Here is a 16,949-nt window from a genome sequence, read left to right on the forward strand (position 1 = left end):
ACCTGCTCCTACCCAACCTCTAACTTAACGCGATGTGTAACTAATTTGCCCTCATTCCAACCCTTCTTCTGTAGGAGAAGGGCTTCCAAGAGTTTCAGTTCCCACTCCTGTGGGCTACGGTGTACATACATCTTTGCTTTGTCAACGAAACACTTGGTTACTACAATGAGTTCGAGAATCAGGCATTGGGGGATTCTCCCCCAAACCCCCGATTGGGGGACGCCACTGCCTCCCCCAAACCCCCTAGCAGAAGGTGTTTCGGTTAACCCAAAGGCGCGCTTCGCATCGGTTCCAAGTACGGGTGCTTCTGATTGGGTCAAGACCTTTGATGGTGGAAGTTTCAGAAAAGCCGCATATGGGGATAACTTATCCAATTTTCAGACCTTAGGACACGCGATCGCGCTTTATGTAGACTCGTCTTTCACCCCCTACTCCCTACTCCCTACTCCCCATTCCCCACTCTCTAACTTGCCTGTTCCTCTAATCGTTTGAGTGAAATAGTCGCAGACGTGGCAACGTTAGAATTGCTGTCTTTTTCCAGGTACTTCAACGCTGAGATGCTTTTGGGCGAAGGCATATGCCCCAGTGCCTCTGCCAGTCGTTGCCGCACCAACCAATCTTCGGATTGGGCAAACCGCAGAATGTGATCGACGGCATCAACGGCTTTGAGTTCTCCCAGAGCGGCGATCGCGGCTTGATGCAACACCACTTCATCACTGTCCAATGCTTTAATCAAAGCGTCACGTGCCCGTAAATCCTTCAAATTTCCCAATGCCACCGCTGCACTAAAACGCACGAGCCAATCGGTGTCCTCATAAAACGCTCGAATCAGCGGTTCCAGTGCTCTGGGATCTTCCAGGTAGCCCAACGCCCCTGCCGCATCGGCGCGAATGCCATAGTCGGGGTCAGTCTCCAGCAACTTGACCAGAATGGGATAACATTCGTCAGTTTGCTTGACGCCCAGCGCAAACACTGCCATTGAGCGAATTTGCAGATTGTCATCGTCTAACACTTTTTTGATTAAAGGCACTGCCTCATCTGCTGTGACGTCACGCAAAGCAGCCAGTGCCAACATGCGGTCTTTGGAATCCTGGCTTTCGAGTTGAGTAGCGAGCTGTGCTAAATCGGGTTGAATCATGAATTTTGTTTACATAACTTTATATTTACCTATCTTGATTATAGACGGTTGGGCGATCGCGACCCTGTATTTTGAAGCTTAGAATAAGTGAGTCGTTGAGCTTAACGTGAACAGATTTGTTTTGTAACCCCCGTTCGGAAGAATTGGGGGATAGGTTTGGTGAGATATGGATCAATCAAGTTGGCAAAGATTTGTAGCATCTGTTGGCATTCTGGTCATGGCGAACTCCCTGAATTTGCCACTTCTTGCTGCACAGACTGGCAACTCTGACATACAACTGGCACAAAGTACTGCCAATCAGTGTGATATCAGTCGCGATGCCTTAGCTGAAGCCTCTGCCAGAACGTTAATTGAGCAGGTGCGTCAAACCCTCAGCGACCCCTCACGGGTATCTCACAGCGATCGCCAGGTCGAAGAAGCGGCATTGATGATGATGCAGGCGTTTCGCGTCGTCCAAACCCCTCGCAATGCCACCGTTCGAGCCAACTTGACAGAAGAATTGATCGTCAGTGCTCCGGGACAGAGCAGTTTGTTGGCGCAGGTTGCCCACCAGGCACAGGCTATGGAACGGTTAGACATCGTGCGAGAGGCACTACCCCCGGCACTGCGATCGGTGCAAAGCTTGCCAACGGGATACAGTGCTGCCAAAGTCAGGTCATTTTTGGCGATCGCTACGTTGTATCAAGACATTGAACGGACTGATCTGGCGATCGCTGCCTTGCGCCAAGCCCTGCAAGCCTCAACCTCGATTCGCGGAGAGGAATTCAAAGCGGTTGCCCTGACTAGCATTGCTCAGGGTTACATTGCGATAGATCAGATTGACACGGCACTGCCGTTGCTAAACCAGTCTCGTCAGCTTGCCAACGCTATCAACCACCGTGACCCCAATCGCAAAGCCAAAGTACTCGCCGCGATCGCCACTGCCTATGCGTCTGCCGGAGAGGTCGAACAGGCACTACAAACGGCTCAGAGCATTCAAAATGCGACCTATTATCGGGATGCTGCCCTGCGATCGGTGAGCGATCGCCTGGTCGCAACCAGCCAATTCGACCGTGCCTTACAAATCGCCGAAATACTTGAAACGGCTGAGTTACAAGCTCTGACATTGGTAAATATTGCCGGTGGGTTGGCGCAAGCCGGACAGGTGGCGCAAGCCGAACAGGTGTTTGCAGATGCGATCGCCCAAAGCCGCACTGTTGGGGATAATGACTCTTACGTTATGGCGCAGGTTGTGCAGCAATACGCTCAGGTGGGGCAACGTGATGCCGCTCGTGATGTCGCTCAAACCATCCCCGATGCCGCAATTCGTGCCCAAACCTTAGTGGCGATCGCAAACCATTACAGCACGGCTAATCAAGCGGAACAGGTAACGGCTACGTTAGCGGAAGCCATTCAAGCGATTCAAACGATCAGCGATACGTCGCAACAGAGTAGTGTGTTTCAGGCGGTGATTGAGGACAATCTGCGACAGGGCAATTATGCAATGACGTTGCAAGTGGCGCAGGCTATTTCTGCTGATCGGATGGCGGTTCCCTCAGATCGGGCTGAGTTGATGGGACGGATTGCCCGTGAAGCGGCTGCGGCTCAAGGGTTTGATATAGCGTTGCAAGCAGCTGAAGCCATTGATCCACAATTCCCCGATTTGAGGAACCAGGCGTATCAGGCGATCGCCCTGAATCATGCGAAAACCGGACAATTTGAGCCAGCGTTGCAGGTCGTGGAATCGATCACCAACGATGGCGCGTATCCCTATCGCATCCGCACCCTGGCAGCGATTGCTGGAGAATATACCCAAACTCGCCAAACTGCTGCGGCTGAACGGTTGCTCGCCCAAGCAATCGAACAGGTACGCCAGTTGGATAACCCCGGCAGCAAAGCCGATGGATTAGCCGCGATCGCAATTCAACATGCCAACGCTGGATGGATTGACCGAGTTGCTGCCCTGCAAGCAGAGGCGTTGAGTTCAGCAGCACTCCTCTCAGACTCCTCCACAAACAGCCATGTGTTGCGCGAGATCGTAAATCAATACCTCAACGCCAGACAATACACCGCTGCGGTAGATGCCGCCGAAGCCATGTTAGAGACGGGCGATCGCATCAATAGCTTGAGCGAGGTTGTGAACCGAGCGATTCAAACGGGATCTTATGAAGCGGCCTTGCAGGCAACGACAACCCTCGATCTGCCCGAAATGAGAACCCGCTTTTTAATTACCCTTGCCGATCGCTATTTGCAAACGGCTCAACCAACGCAAGCGACAAGCCTTTTGGCGCAAGCTTTTGATATCGCTAAGAGCATTCCAGGTTCGGAGTCCAAAACGATTGTTGTGCGAATGGATCAGGATGCACAGGGCAACCCCATTCCCGGACTGACGGTGGACGATGATAACGATCGCGGCAGTTTGTTAGAGGCGATCGCGCTTACCTATGCTCAGGCAAGGCAATACAATCAAGCCGTACAAGTGGCGCGATCGATCCAGAATGCAACCACTCGAAATCAGTTGTTGCGGCGATTAGAGTGTTATCGATGACTATCACAACAATCGCTGAACCGAAACTGAAATATCTACAAAAGCTAATGGTGTAATTCCTCCATCCTTGAGTGTCAGTTCTTCGGTGTATTGATTGGCTTGAGGGTGTCTAAATACAATTATCTGTTTAGCAACAAGGTGTTCTAAAACCCAATATTCTTGAATTCCTGCTGTTGCATAAATTGCTGCTTTCAACTCCAGGTCTTTCTTGAGACTGGTTTTAGCAACTTCTACAATCCAGAAGATGTCTTGAGGAAAAGGATGGCGATCGCGATAGGTTGATTCTGGTAGTCGAACAATCGCAATATCTGGTTCGGGTTCCGAATTAGATAAAGTGATGGGACCGTTAAAGCGAACATCAGCTTTACCCGCTAACAACTCTTCTAAATATTTAGCCCCTCGTTTTGCGGTGGTGTAGTCCAATGGGGTTTCTGGACTCATCTCAACAATTTCACCCGCTAACAATTCCACACGACGACCCTGCAAAATACCCGCCTCAACCATGCGGTGATAGTCATCTACAGACCATTTAGCCAGTGTCTTCATGATGGCAGTACTAACGTTGAACTTGGTTCAATTTTATAGCAGAGATAAGGGTGAGGGGCTAATAAGCGAGATATTGCCCCACTCCCCATTCCCTACTCCCCACTCCCTCACACTACGCAGATTCCAACGTCTGAAGCATGTGCAGGTGAGCATATAGCCCTTGCTGGTCTAACAATTGCTCGTGCGTACCGACTTCAACGATGCGCCCCTGATCTAGTACAACGATCTTGTCGGCTTCGCGAATGGTACTGAGGCGATGGGCGATGATGATCGTCGTGCGGGTTCCGAGGATCGATCGCATAGCCCGTTGAATCCCCCGTTCTGACTCAGAATCGAGGCTAGAGGTGGCTTCGTCAAACACCAACACATCTGGATCAACCAGCAGTGCGCGGGCGATGCCTAAGCGTTGTCGTTGACCTCCTGACAAGCGCACCCCCCGTTCGCCAACGGACGTAAAGTAGCCCTCTGGAAGTTGCTGAATGAAGCGATCGGCTTGAGCAATGCGGCAGGCTTCGCGAACTTGCTCAAAGGTAGCACCGGAATTGCCATACATGAGATTGTCGAGAATCGTTCCGTTAAACACGTCCACGTCTTGATGCACGATCGCCAACCGACGACGATATTCCCCAACGTCGAGCGATCGCACCTCATCCCCATCCATCAAAATCTTGCCGTAAGTCGGCTCAAAATAGCGGAATAGCAGTTTCATCAGAGTTGATTTGCCTGACCCAGATGGACCTACAATGGCGACGGTTTGGCACGGTTCGATCAGCAGTTCGATATCCCGCAACACCAGGTTGCGATCGTCGTAGCTAAAGCTGACGTTGCAGAAGTGCAGTTTGCCGCTGAAGCGATAGGGTTGAGATGAGGGCAAAGCGATTACCCCATTCGAGGCATTGTTTCGTCTTGTGGTTAGCGGCGAATCGACCCCGGCAGGTTGCTGCATCAACTCGTGGAAGTGGAGCATTGGTGGATAGCGGCGTGCCAGCGTTTCGGTTAGTCCGTGAATAGGAGACAGTTCGGCGTATGCCATGTTGGCGATCGTGAAGGTTGTAATGAAATGTCCCAGGGAAATGTCACCTCGCACAGCTGATAGCAGCGTGAATGACAACACCGAGAACACACAGAGTTGAACGAGCGTATTTTGCCGACAGTTGAGTTTGACAAAACCTGTGTGAACGCGATATTGCAGCACCTTAAATTCACGGTTTACTCGTCGCTGTTGCCGTTTTAATTCGGTCATTTCAGTGGCAAAGGCTTTCACCGTTTTAATGTTGGTGACAATCTCGGCAGTGCGGCTTTCAGTATTCTCGCGATACCGCTCAATCCATTTTTCTTGTTGCACAAGCGATCGCAACCCTCTCAGATTGATGCTGAGGATGAAGATAAATGAGGCAAGTAGAACGATCGCAATTCTCCATTCAATGAAACAAACGATGATGAAGATTCCGGCGAGACGAATGAGTTTGGGAATCAGTTGTCCAGCAATCTCACCGAATGCCCAGGTGTGATTCACAATGCCGTTTGTAATTCGTCCTGAAATGCGTCCTGAATTGTGGTCGTCATAGAACTTTAAGGGTAAGCTCAATAGCTTTTCTAGAGACTTTTGGAAGTAATCTCGGCGTGCTCGCAATGCTGTACTCCAGCTTAACCAGGAGCTAATCCAGGGTTGAATTGGAGCCTTAATAACCGTGACGAAAAAGATCAGTCCCAGCAAAACATAGAGAGTGAGAGAGCGATCTGCTGGATGATGTGTCCATTGTGCTAGCTGAGTGACTACAGAGTGCAGCCATGCGTCGATTGGTTGTCCAGATAGCACATTGAGAATTTGTCCCATTGTGTAAGGAGCAACTAAATCAAGAAGTTGAAATGTACTGATTCCTAAAGTACTGGCAAGAGCAGGAATCCAGTAGGGACGATAGTAGCCAATGATGTCACGAAAAGTAGCCATTACGATATCCGATGTACTCCAAAACACCTTCGTCAGTCTTGATCACGTAAAGGTGCAAGTCATCCGTAAATTCGCTGGCTGTCATCTATCCTGGGATAGACTAAGGTTCTAAAAGCATAAAAACATTCTCCGATTGAGACGATCAATTTCGGCTCAAACTTGCTTACTGATTGAGATTAAGAGGCGATCGCCTCTTGCATTAAGCCTTCAAAATGGCTCCCCGTAAGATCACGTACCCTCTGCAAATATCTGCAAAGTAATAACGTAGCTGAATTTGGGGAATTTTGAGATTGAGTCAGCTTTAGCCGGGGTACAGCAATCACAAGAAATTTACTCTACAGATTGGGATCACCACAGTGACAAAACAGAGGATATTTGAATGGTTTCCAGGGTCAATGCGGATGCTCGTAGGGGCGGGTTTAGCTATTTACTGACGGCAAACCCAAAAACTGATCTGCAAAATCCACCCCTGCTTACACCTACCTTTATCACAATTTAATTTGGTATCACTCAATTTATTCCCTTCACATCAAAATTGCGTCCAGTAGTGGCTCGGCATCAAAGCGAATGGGATCGGTGCAGGGTAGCCCTGTTTCCAGTTGGACGCGCTCGATCGCCGCTTGTGCTTCCGTGTCGCTGAGGGAAAAGGTATTGAGAGCGATCGCCGCAACTTTGGCGGGAGCAAAGGAACCTCCTGCTTCTGCAACGGTTTCGTAGACTTGAATGACTTTAGACAGAGGCGGAATCGGCACATCGGGGCAGTTGTAAATGCTGGTTTGTCCGGCACGATGTACGAGGATGAGATGGGTCGGTTGAGTGCCCCGCAGCAAGGGCAGTGTGGCAGTTGAGGCAGGGTTCATCAACGCCCCCTGACCTTCCACAAACAAAATGTCGTGGTTATCCCCGTGGCGCATCACGACCTGTTCCACTGCACCTGCGGCAAAGTCTACCCGCACCGCATCGAGGGGAATGCCATCATGCCCCAGCATGAGTCCCGTTTGCCCCGTAGCGATGAACTGCGATCGCAATCCCCGTTCTCTGGCAGCCCGATTCAATTCCAAACTGGTAGACATCTTGCCAACGCTCATATCCGTGCCCACCGTCAGCACCCGCAAACAGGAGAGCGATCGCGCCTTCGCACTGCCCACTGTTAACCCGTTTGGTTCCTGCCGCACATCCCAGATCCACTGTCCCGGTTTCAGCAACGGAGCCAGATCAGGAGCGATCGCCATTGGCGTATGTAGCCCATTCACCACCGACAATCCAGCCGCAACGCCCTGTTTTACCTCCTGACGCCATGCCTCTGGCAACGCTCCGCCAGAGGGGGCAATGCCGATGCTCAACACTGTGGGTTGATAGGGCAACGCATCTACCACCGATGCCACGATGGGCACATCGCGATCGATGCCCGTGAGTTCCTTAAGCGATCGCCCTATTGATTCGCGATCGACCACCGCCACAATCGGAATGTCGCTGTAGCGCAGCAAGGAAATTCCCGTTTTACCTTTAGAGCTTTGTAGCCCCTCATGCAGTAGAATCGCAACCCGATCGTTGGCAGTCAACATATAAGAAAAAAGAAGAGAGAAAAGGGGAAAAAGGATGAACGATGAAAAGAAGGATGAATGATAAAGGCTAAAGGATAAAAAGGATGAATGATAAAGGTAAGGGAAACAAGAAGAGAGAAGAGGAAGAAAAGGCTAAGGGATAAAAAGGATGAATGATAAAGGCTAAAGGATAAAAAGGATGAATGATAAAGGCTAAGGGATAAAAAGGATGAATGATAAAGGCTAAAGGATAAAAAGGATGGAATAAGAAGAAAAACGGATAATGGTGTGCTGATGCAACTGATAAATTTTGGAAGGGCATTTTGCGCAACGCCTGTACAGCGATAGTCAGGTTTCGAGAATCATATCTGCCAGCAACACTAAAACTATAGAAATGGTATGAAACATCAGAATTAATTCATTCTTTTCCTTTTTTGTTCTTCATTCTTTATTCTTCATTCTTATTCTTCATTCTTATCCTTCATCCTTTATCCTTCATCCTTCATCCTTCATCCTTCCCTCTCACCACTCCTAGCCCGGGTAAATCGGTTGGCACGAAGCAACCCTTTTCTAACGTGGCACCTGTGAACGGATCGTCGATCAAATTTAGGTGACTATCTAAATCCAGGTGGTCGGCAAAGGGGGCAAGATGAGCCGCTGCTGTGTTGGAAAGGGCACTGTCGGAGTAGCAGCCAAACATAATGTATAAGCCGTGAGCACGAGCCGTTGCAATCATCCGTCTTGCCTCGGTCAATCCGCCCGACTTCATTAATTTGATGTTGATACCATGCACCCGATCTGCCAGTTTTGGGATGTCGTCGCTGGTGAAGCAGCTTTCATCCACAAAGATTGGCAGGGGTGATTCGCGGTAGAGGGTCGGCAGGTCGTGTTCCTGTCCCTCCGGTAAGGGTTGCTCGATGTAGGTTACGCCCTGCTCCGCGAGCCAGTGCGACATCGAGAGGGCATCCTCCAGGCTCCAACCGCCATTTGCATCGATGCTTACTTTTGCGTCTGGAGGGACTTCTGTGAGGACAGCTTTGAGCATGGCTTGATCCGCCTCAATACCAGCAGGACTGCCCAACTTCACTTTGATTGCCCGGAAGGGTGCAACCTCCAGCCAGCGACGAGTCCGCTCCTGTGCTGCTTCTGGGGAGTTGATGCCGATAGTGGCAGAGGTAGGCACAATGCGATCGCGCTCCAGTCCCCACAACTTCCACAGGGGTAAATCGACTCGCTTGCCCAACCAATCGTGAAGTGCCAGGTCGATGGCAGTGCGAGCCGCTGAGGGAATTTGCAATTTCAGCAAGTGTTGCTCGATCGCCTGCTGATCAAAGGGAGTGAAGGCTTCGAGTTGAGGCGCGACAGTCTGGAGAACCTGGGCGATCGCCTCTGTGGTTTGTGCTTCTCCCCTGACTGAAAAGGGAGACGCTTCGCCCCAACCCTCAATGTCATCGTGGGCGATCGTCAGCCAGACGTTGGTGGTCTGGGCAGTGGTGCCCCGGCTAATGGTTAGGGGAAATCGCTTGTTAACGGTAAACGTCTCAACTCGAAGTTTCAATGCTAAACCTTTAGATCTGCGAGGATATCGGTGGCGTGCGTTTCGGTTTTAACGGAGTTATACACCTTAATGATGCTGCCGTCTCCACCGATCACATAGGTGACCCGCTTGGAGTAACCACCGCCATCCACATCATAGGCTTTGGTCAATTCACCGTTGACATCCGCCAGCAACGGAAAGGGCAGGCTAAATTTTTCGGTGAAGCGTTGGTGCGAGGCTTCATCATCCATGCTGACTCCAAACACAGTGATGTCTTTGCCTTGATAGTCGGCATAGTAGTCGCGGAAGCTGCACGCTTCTTTGGTGCAACCGGGGGTGTCATCTTTGGGATAGAAATAGAGCACGACCGTTTTGCCAGCGTAATCAGACAACTTAACGGTGTTGCCATTGGTGTCTTTGACTGTGAAATCTGGAGCTTTTGTACCAACTGAGAGAGGCATAGATTCCTATTTCATCCATCTCAAATACAGTTACAGATTGTAATACTAATTCTGGGTGCAACGTTAGCGTTACTGGAGGGGTGTTTTCTGACGACGTCGCCAGATTTTGATCACTCCATCCCAACTGCTGCTGGCGAGGGTCTGTCCGTCAGGGCTAAAGGCGATCGACCAGATCCAGCCGTTGTGGCCTGTTAAGGTGGCGATCGCTTTTCCACTATTAGCTTTCCACAGGCGAATCGTCTGGTCGTTGCTTCCAGTGGCTAACACCTTACCGTCGGGGCTAAAGGCAATGCAATTCACAGCGTTCGTATGATCGGTAATCGTGTGCAAATGTTTGCCCGTTCTCAATGCCCACAGTTGCACGGTGTGGTCGGCACTACTGCTCACCACCATGTTGTTATCAGGACTCACCGCCACGGCTAACACCTCGGCACTATGCCCAGTCAGGGTGTAGCGGCAGGTTCCCGTTTGCCACTGCCACAGTTTCACCGTGCCATCCCGACTGGCGGTGGCTACGGTTTGACCGTCAGGACTGATGGCGATCGCCACTACCCAATGGCTGTGCCCGGCTAAGGTCTGGATGGGCAACCCCAACTCCCAATCCCATACGACAGCAGTTTTGTCTTGACTGGCGGTGATCAGGGTTTTACCATCCGCAGTAAAGGCAACTCCTCTGACCCAGTCAGTGTGTCCCGTGAGCCGAGTTTGCAGTTGACCTGTTTTGAAGTCCCACAGATACACTGTTTTGTCATTCGCTGCTGTGGCTAACGTCGCACCATCAGGGCTAAGGGCGATCGCCCGCACCCAACTGCTGTGTTCGTGAAGGGTCTGCCGCAGTTCAGCTGTTTCGACTGACCAAAGTTTGATGGTTTTATCTCCGCTACCACTCACCAAAATTGTGCCATCGGGGCTAAAGGCGATCGTCCGAATCCAGGACTCGTGAGCCGTGAAGCTGTGAACGCACTCCCAGCCTGATGAGGGGTGGACTGATGGAGCAGCGGTTGGAGCAGGTTTGGGCGTGCGTGGCGAGGTGGGCAAGGTGCCAACGCTGTTGATATCCCACAGGGGCGATCGAGAGAGGTCATCCCAGAGCGGGACTCGCTCTAGATCCTGCAAGATTGCCTCCACTGAGGAATACCGTTGTCGCAGATCAACCTGCAACATCTGCTCTAGCATTGCCTCAAAGAGCTTGGTGAGGGGTTGTTTGAGATGAAGTTTCCAGGTGTTGGGTCGTTGCGGATTTAGCACTTCGCTGGGTGGCAACTCGGTCAAGAGATGCACACAGGTGGCTCCCAGACTATATAGATCACTGGCAAAGGTGGCATTGCCTTCTGCCTGCTCTGGGGCGATGTAACCGGGACTGCCAATTTTAGTGCCCAGTTCTGAAGGCGTTTCGCTCACCAGTTTTGAGGCTCCAAAATCGACCAACACAAAGCGGCGATCGCTCGATCGGCGAATGATATTTTCGGGCTTGATATCGCGATGAATCACCTGATGGCGGTGAATGTACTGTAAGACAGGTAGCAGATCGGCAAGCAACTGCCGCACCTGAGCTTCGTCAAACCCCCCCGTTTCCCGTAACTCTTGCTCTAAGTTCCAACCGTTGATGAACTCCTGAACTAAATACTTTTGCTGGTCTTGCTCAAAGTAGGCTAACAGGGTGGGAATTTGGGAGTTCTGTCCTAACTCCTCTAGACGCACTGCCTCTAACCGAAATAACTCCGCTGCTTTCTCTGGTGGTTCAATTGGCTCTTGGCGAAAAAACTGTTTGATCACACAGGCAGGCTTGGAGGGCTTTAACTCATCCACTGCCAAAAACGTCCGCCCAAACCCACCCTGCCCGATCGCCTCAAGTGCCCGATAGCGATCGTTCAGCAACAGTTTTGCACCACAGTTTGAGCAAAATTTTGCCTCTAGAGGATTTGGCGTTTTTTGCTGGTTAGGGGCGGGACACTCCAGGTTGAGACAGTAGCTCATAGGGAGGAACGCTTTGACAGATCAGCCTGTGGTCAGTTGTCTTAACGATACACCTCCTTGATTCGTTATACCAATTTCAACGATTTCGATAACACCAGCCCATCCCCGTTATCCTGCATCCTTTATCGTTCATCCTTTATCGTTCATCCCTTATCCCTCCCTTTTCTTGCTTCCCTCTTCTCTTTTCTTGCTTCCCTCTTCCTTCTCCTCCTCTCTCGGTTCAAACTCTTGTAAAGTGGGAGAAAGCCCTTTGTGACTATGTTGTCTTTGCCCCTTGCTTTTCCCTGGCTAGAGTCAGTGCCGCCCCTGTGGCTGCAATTGATCGTCGTCGCCATATGGTTGGTCATTGTGGTGCTGTCGGCGGAAGTGCTGCATCGGTTGGGGATAGGGGATGGGGAACTGGTGCGAAAAGTCGTTCACATTGGTGTGGGCAATATTATTTTGCTGGCGTGGTGGTTGCAGATTCCAGCATGGCTGGGAGTGGCGGCATCGGTGATGTTTAGTGCGATCGCCCTGTTGTCTTACCGAGTTCCCATTCTGCCCAGTGTCAATAGTGTCGGTCGCAAGAGTCTGGGCACGTTTTTCTATGCGGTCAGTTTTGGTATTCTTATCGCCTATTTCTGGAATACTCAGCCCCACTATGCGGTTTTGGGCATTTTGGTGATGACCTGGGGGGATGGTCTGGCGGCACTGGTGGGTCGGCGTTGGGGGCAACACTTCTATAAATTGTGGGACATGCAAAAAAGCTGGGAAGGCTCTCTGACCATGGGGGTTGCCAGTTTTATCGTGAGTGGGTTGCTGTTGTCGAGCGTTCAGGGGGGCGGTTGGCAAACCTGGATGGTTGCTGGGGTGATTGCGATCGCCGCAACGGGGTTAGAAGCCTTTTCAAAATATGGTGTGGATAATTTGACGGTGCCTGTTGGCAGTGCGGCACTGGCGTTCTGGTTGAGCACATTGGCTTAGCCCTATTTTTCAAAATCGGCTGCTAAGCTGAGAAGCAATCATCCAGTGGAACGGTTGTGGTTATGTCCGCAGGCTCGTTTGACAAGAATAGTATTTCCTGGCAGTTCCAGCAGATGGGGCGATGGGTACAGGAATGGTTTGAGTTGCAGTTTTCTAATACCCCCGATCTACCGACAGGGGCGGCTCCCAATTGGCCTTTAGAAACCATTTTTTGGATAGTGACGATCGCGATCGTTGCCTGGTTGTCGTGGTATCTGGTGTTGTTTATGCAGGCGTTGCTCCAAAATCTAAATGCCTCACAACCATGGGTAGAGAGCCAGCGCACCAAGCCTAAGGATAATTTACCAGTGTCGGGTTGGTTGCGGCAGGCACAGGCGTTTCAGCGACAGGGTAACTACGCTCAAGCCTGTCGTGCGTTGTATATGGCGATGTTGCAGCGGTTAGATGACACAAAACAGGTGCCACAACAGGCAAGCCGCACCGATGGCGAATACCTGCAAGCAGTGCAAACCCTGAGCCAACCTACCCCTTATCAGGTGTTGATCTCAACTCACGAGCAGGTTTGTTTTGACGACAACACAGCGATCTCATCTGCCACATTTGAACGGTGTCAACAGGCGTATCGGGAGATTGAAACCCAATGAACACAACGCCTTCGATCGCCTGGTTAAAAAATCGCTGGGTCATTTTAGGGGCGATCGCCCTGCTCTCTCTCCTATTGCTCACAGTGTTGGCTGCCCCCAGCACGCCCCAGGCGAGCGGTTCTAGCTTTAGCCGTTCCCCCGATGGTTACGGTGCGTGGTATGCCTACTTGCAACAACAGGGCATTGCAGTTGAGCGGTGGGAACGCCCCTATAAAGACTTGGATGCGGAACTGCAAAAGCGCGGACTTCCCGAAGGCTCGGTCACGCTGGTGCAAGTCACGACTGACCCCCTCGCCCCCATTTTTGATGCAGAGAAGTGGCTGCAACAGGGCAATCGCTTGATTATTCTGGGCTTTCGCGAACCTGTCACTCCAGCAAATTTTAGGAGCACCCAACCCAGTCCCGGTGGTGCCGTCACTGTTGATACTCGGCGGCGGCGCAAATTGCGACAGGGGGAACAACAACAATTGGGCGACTCCTTTGGGGCGGTGGTGTGGCAAACCTCGCTCCATCAAGGTGAGGTCATCTCAACGACGACCCCATTTTTGGCGGCAAACGCCTATCAAGACGAACCCGGTAATTTCAAATTTTTGGCAGACCTTGCCACCGCTGAGGGAAACACAACCGTCTGGATTGACGAATACCTGCATGGATACAAGGAAGCCGATGTGATTGTGGAAGAGATTGGGCAAACCTGGGGGGCATACCTGGCAAACACACCGCTGCTGCCAGTCCTGTTTCAGGCGATCGCTCTGGTGGTGGTGCTGATTTGGGCGGGCAATCAACGCTTTGGTCTGCCCCTGCGGCTAACGACTCCCAAAATCAACAATAGCCGAGCCTATATCGAAGCTCTGGCAGGCGTGCTGCAAAAAGCGGAAAGCAGCGAATTCATTGTGGAGGTCATTGGTAAAGAAGAACAACTGCGCGTGCAACATGCCCTTGGTTTGGGGAACACGCTGCTGGATCCAGATCAGTTGGTGAATGCCTGGACGGCTCAAACGGGTCGCCCTGCCAACGAACTCAACCAGGCATTACAACCCTATTGGCAAAAACGTCGGTTGAGTGAAACCGACCTCAAAATCTGGATCGGTAAACTGCAAACGCTGCGGCACCAGTTGCCAACGTGAGCAATCCCATAGGCAAATCAAAGGTCACAATCACCTTAAAGTAAGGATACAGATTTAACCATTTCCGCTAAAAAACAGTGAAATAGATCAGGTGTAAGCATTGCTCAAAATCCTCTACCGATGTCTGCCCTATCGATATCTGTTGGTCTGCTTTATGTCTGCTGGGTGAGCTTGCAGTCACTGCGCTTGCTAAAGTGTTAAACCATTTCCCACTCCCTATTCCCATTCCCCCACTCCCTTATGACCGACAACACGATTTTTTCTCGCCTCAGTCAAGCCCTCAATCAGGTTGTAGTTGGGCAATCAGATTTGGTTAAGCAACTGCTGGTTGCCCTGCTGACGGGGGGACACGTCATTTTAGAAGGAGTGCCAGGAACCGGAAAGACCCTCCTGGTCAAGGTGATGGCTCGTCTGGTACAGGCTGACTTTCGACGAATTCAGCTAACCCCAGATATTCTGCCTGCCGATATCCTGGGAACCAATATCTTTGACCTCAATACCCGCAGCTTTACGTTAAAAAAAGGTCCAGTTTTTACCGAGATCCTCCTGGCGGATGAGATCAACCGCACCCCTCCCAAGACTCAAGCGGCATTGCTAGAAGCCATGGAGGAACAACAAGTTACGCTGGATGGCGAGAGCTTGCCCCTGCCTCAACTCTTTTGGGTCATCGCCACGCAAAACTCTCTGGAATTTGAGGGCACCTATCCCCTCCCCGAAGCACAACTCGATCGCTTCCTGTTTAAGCTGTTTGTGGATTATCCCGACACGACCGCCGAAAAGCAAATGCTGCTCAATAGTCAGGCAGGGTTTCAGGCAAAACGGCTTGATCTGGCTCAACTCAAACCGTTGGCAACCGTCGAAGAAATTTTGCAAGCTCGACGCGCCATTCAAGCAGTGCGGGTGCAAGACAACGTGTTGGATTATGTGCTGGCGTTGGTGCAGCGTACCCGTCAACATCAAGACCTGGCGTTGGGGGCTTCACCGCGATCGGCAGTGGCATGGTTGCAGACCAGCAAAGCGCATGCATGGCTCTCTAACCGCGATTATGTCACCCCAGACGATGTGAAAGCGGTTGCTCCTCCTCTGTTGCGACACCGTTTGATCCTGCGCCCTGAGGCTCAACTGGATGGGTTGAGGGTTGATGCTGTTGTGGGGTCGCTGTTAAATCAGGTACCAGTGCCGCGATAGGAGTTGTTCCAGTATGCTTCCATCCCGACGTGCCTACGGTCTGTTGTTGCTGGGAATGGCGATCGCCCCCCTGTTTTCGCTGTTTTGGCAAGCAGAGACACAAATCATTGCCTCAATGCTGGCGATCGTGGCGTTTGATGCGGTGGTGTTGGTGTTGGTGGCGGTTGACAGTAGCCGTGTCAGAGGGCAACGAGTCCAGATTCATCGCCACCCCTTACACCGCCTGTCGATTGGGCGAGATAATCCGGTGATGCTGTCAGTGCAAACGGGTCAGCACGCGGCTCAGGTGCAGATTCGAGACTATCACCCCCTGGCGATCGCCGCCTCGACGTCGCAATTGCAAGCCAGGATAGAACCCAACAGCACAGCCGACTTGAGCTATACGGTGCATCCCACCAAGCGCGGTGAATATCAGTGGGGTGATATCCAAATTCGGCAGTTGGGGCCCTGGCGTCTGGCGTGGCATGACTGGACAGTGCCTCAAGCTCAAACGGTAGCCGTTTACCCCGATCTGATTGGGCTGCGGGCATTATCGATTCGGCTGACATTGCAAACGGCAGGCGCGATGCGGCAGGCGCGTCGCTTGGGTATTGGGACTGAGTTTGCCGAGTTGCGCGAATATGCGACAGGGGATGATCCCCGTTTGATTGACTGGAAGGCGACCGCCCGTCGGAGTCGTCCTCTGATTCGGGTGCTAGAACCCGAACAGGAACAAACCCTCCTGATTTTGCTCGATCGCGGACGGTTGATGACGGCTCAAGTGCAGGGCTTATCTCGGTTTGATTGGGGGCTGAATGCAACGTTGTCGTTGGCAATGGCAGGGCTGAATCGGGGCGATCGCGTTGGAGTGGCAGTGTTCGATCGTCAGATTCATACCTGGCTTCCACCAGAACGGGGACAGCTACAACTCTCGAAGCTGATCGAACGACTGACCCCGATTCAGCCAGAGTTGGTGGAACCGGATTATTTTGGAGCGGTGACCTCGCTGGTAAATCAACAAACTCGTCGGGCACTGGTGGTGATGATTACCGATATTGTCGATGTCACTGCCTCAGCAGAGTTGTTAGCGGCTCTGGGACGGCTTGCCCCTCGGTACTTACCATTTTGTGTCACCCTGCGCGACCCGGAGGTTGATCGACAGGCACATGCCCTCACAGAAGATATCCCCTCAACCTATGCTCGTGCGGTTGCCCTCGATTTGATTGCCCAACGCCAAACCGCTTTTGCACTGTTAAAACAACGGGGGGCACTGGTGCTGGATGCGCCTGCTAATCAGATTTCAGAGCAACTGGTCGATCGGTATTTGCAGATCAAGGCAAAAAGCCAGTTGTAGGGCGTGGGGAATG

13 protein-coding genes are annotated in these 16,949 nt (G+C 51.6%); 6 read left to right on the forward strand and 7 right to left on the reverse strand.

Annotated features, from left to right (window positions below):
- Positions 1-463: 463 nt before the first annotated feature.
- Entirely contained in the window at positions 464-1,138 is a 675-nt protein-coding gene (locus tag H6G89_RS23945; RefSeq protein WP_190511148.1) for a HEAT repeat domain-containing protein, read from the reverse strand.
- 217 nt (positions 1,139-1,355) lie between these two features.
- Between H6G89_RS23945 and H6G89_RS23950 the strand changes: the two genes are divergently transcribed.
- The gene (locus H6G89_RS23950; protein ID WP_190511149.1) at positions 1,356-3,665 is read left to right on the forward strand and encodes a hypothetical protein; all 2,310 of its coding nucleotides are present in this window, start codon (positions 1,356-1,358) and stop codon (positions 3,663-3,665) included.
- 3 nt (positions 3,666-3,668) lie between these two features.
- Here the strand turns inward: H6G89_RS23950 and H6G89_RS23955 are convergent, their stop codons facing one another.
- The 6 genes from H6G89_RS23955 to H6G89_RS23980 form a co-directional block, all read right to left on the reverse strand.
- Positions 3,669-4,211, reverse strand: coding sequence for a Uma2 family endonuclease (locus H6G89_RS23955; RefSeq protein WP_190511151.1), 543 nt, complete (start codon positions 4,209-4,211; stop codon positions 3,669-3,671).
- Between the two features lie 112 nt (positions 4,212-4,323).
- A complete protein-coding gene (locus H6G89_RS23960) occupies positions 4,324-6,162 on the reverse strand; it encodes an ABC transporter ATP-binding protein (protein ID WP_190511154.1) in 1,839 nt (612 codons plus the stop codon).
- A gap of 524 nt (positions 6,163-6,686) precedes the next feature.
- Positions 6,687-7,727 (reverse strand): DUF1611 domain-containing protein, encoded by a 1,041-nt coding sequence (locus H6G89_RS23965; RefSeq protein WP_190511156.1) that lies wholly within the window; start codon positions 7,725-7,727, stop codon positions 6,687-6,689.
- 481 nt (positions 7,728-8,208) lie between these two features.
- Positions 8,209-9,264, reverse strand: a complete 1,056-nt coding sequence (locus tag H6G89_RS23970) for a dipeptide epimerase (RefSeq protein WP_190511158.1) — start codon at positions 9,262-9,264, stop codon at positions 8,209-8,211.
- Between the two features lie 2 nt (positions 9,265-9,266).
- On the reverse strand, positions 9,267-9,704 hold the full coding sequence (locus tag H6G89_RS23975) for a peroxiredoxin (RefSeq protein WP_190511160.1): 438 nt from the start codon (positions 9,702-9,704) through the stop codon (positions 9,267-9,269).
- 69 nt (positions 9,705-9,773) lie between these two features.
- Positions 9,774-11,681, reverse strand: a complete 1,908-nt coding sequence (locus tag H6G89_RS23980) for a serine/threonine-protein kinase (RefSeq protein ID WP_190511162.1) — start codon at positions 11,679-11,681, stop codon at positions 9,774-9,776.
- Positions 11,682-11,939: 258 nt separating this feature from the next.
- Here H6G89_RS23980 and H6G89_RS23985 point away from each other — a divergent pair, with 258 nt between their 5' ends.
- The 5 genes from H6G89_RS23985 (at position 11,940) to H6G89_RS24005 (ending at position 16,936) form a co-directional block, all read left to right on the forward strand.
- Positions 11,940-12,644, forward strand: coding sequence for a diacylglycerol/polyprenol kinase family protein (locus H6G89_RS23985; protein WP_190511306.1), 705 nt, complete (start codon positions 11,940-11,942; stop codon positions 12,642-12,644).
- 62 nt (positions 12,645-12,706) lie between these two features.
- Complete coding sequence (locus H6G89_RS23990; RefSeq protein ID WP_190511164.1) at positions 12,707-13,288, forward strand: DUF4129 domain-containing protein; 582 nt, start codon at positions 12,707-12,709, stop codon at positions 13,286-13,288.
- The gene (locus H6G89_RS23995; RefSeq protein ID WP_190511165.1) at positions 13,285-14,415 is read left to right on the forward strand and encodes a DUF4350 domain-containing protein; all 1,131 of its coding nucleotides are present in this window, start codon (positions 13,285-13,287) and stop codon (positions 14,413-14,415) included. The genes H6G89_RS23990 and H6G89_RS23995 overlap by 4 nt, the downstream gene beginning before the upstream one ends.
- A gap of 240 nt (positions 14,416-14,655) precedes the next feature.
- Entirely contained in the window at positions 14,656-15,603 is a 948-nt protein-coding gene (locus tag H6G89_RS24000; protein ID WP_190511167.1) for an AAA family ATPase, read from the forward strand.
- Between the two features lie 13 nt (positions 15,604-15,616).
- Positions 15,617-16,936 carry a DUF58 domain-containing protein gene (locus H6G89_RS24005; protein ID WP_190511169.1) on the forward strand — a complete coding sequence of 440 codons (1,320 nt, stop codon included), beginning with the start codon at positions 15,617-15,619 and terminating at the stop codon, positions 16,934-16,936.
- The last annotated feature ends 13 nt before the right edge of the window (positions 16,937-16,949 follow it).

The sequence above is a fragment of the Oscillatoria sp. FACHB-1407 genome, from assembly GCF_014697545.1.
Lineage (GTDB): Bacteria > Cyanobacteriota > Cyanobacteriia > Elainellales > Elainellaceae > FACHB-1407.

What these genes read in the sequence shown, in the direction of transcription:
- H6G89_RS23985 (WP_190511306.1), top strand. Translation starts at nt 11,940, where the DNA reads ATGTTGTCTTTGCCCCTTGCTTTTCCCTGGCTAGAGTCAGTGCCGCCC.
- H6G89_RS24000 (WP_190511167.1), top strand. Translation starts at nt 14,656, where the DNA reads ATGACCGACAACACGATTTTTTCTCGCCTCAGTCAAGCCCTCAATCAG.
- H6G89_RS23950 (WP_190511149.1), top strand. Translation starts at nt 1,356, where the DNA reads ATGGCGAACTCCCTGAATTTGCCACTTCTTGCTGCACAGACTGGCAAC.
- H6G89_RS23960 (WP_190511154.1), bottom strand. Translation starts at nt 6,162, where the DNA reads ATGGCTACTTTTCGTGACATCATTGGCTACTATCGTCCCTACTGGATT.
- H6G89_RS23995 (WP_190511165.1), top strand. Translation starts at nt 13,285, where the DNA reads ATGAACACAACGCCTTCGATCGCCTGGTTAAAAAATCGCTGGGTCATT.
- H6G89_RS23945 (WP_190511148.1), bottom strand. Translation starts at nt 1,138, where the DNA reads ATGATTCAACCCGATTTAGCACAGCTCGCTACTCAACTCGAAAGCCAG.
- H6G89_RS23965 (WP_190511156.1), bottom strand. Translation starts at nt 7,727, where the DNA reads ATGTTGACTGCCAACGATCGGGTTGCGATTCTACTGCATGAGGGGCTA.
- H6G89_RS23955 (WP_190511151.1), bottom strand. Translation starts at nt 4,211, where the DNA reads ATGAAGACACTGGCTAAATGGTCTGTAGATGACTATCACCGCATGGTT.
- H6G89_RS24005 (WP_190511169.1), top strand. Translation starts at nt 15,617, where the DNA reads ATGCTTCCATCCCGACGTGCCTACGGTCTGTTGTTGCTGGGAATGGCG.
- H6G89_RS23990 (WP_190511164.1), top strand. Translation starts at nt 12,707, where the DNA reads ATGTCCGCAGGCTCGTTTGACAAGAATAGTATTTCCTGGCAGTTCCAG.
- H6G89_RS23980 (WP_190511162.1), bottom strand. Translation starts at nt 11,681, where the DNA reads ATGAGCTACTGTCTCAACCTGGAGTGTCCCGCCCCTAACCAGCAAAAA.
- H6G89_RS23975 (WP_190511160.1), bottom strand. Translation starts at nt 9,704, where the DNA reads ATGCCTCTCTCAGTTGGTACAAAAGCTCCAGATTTCACAGTCAAAGAC.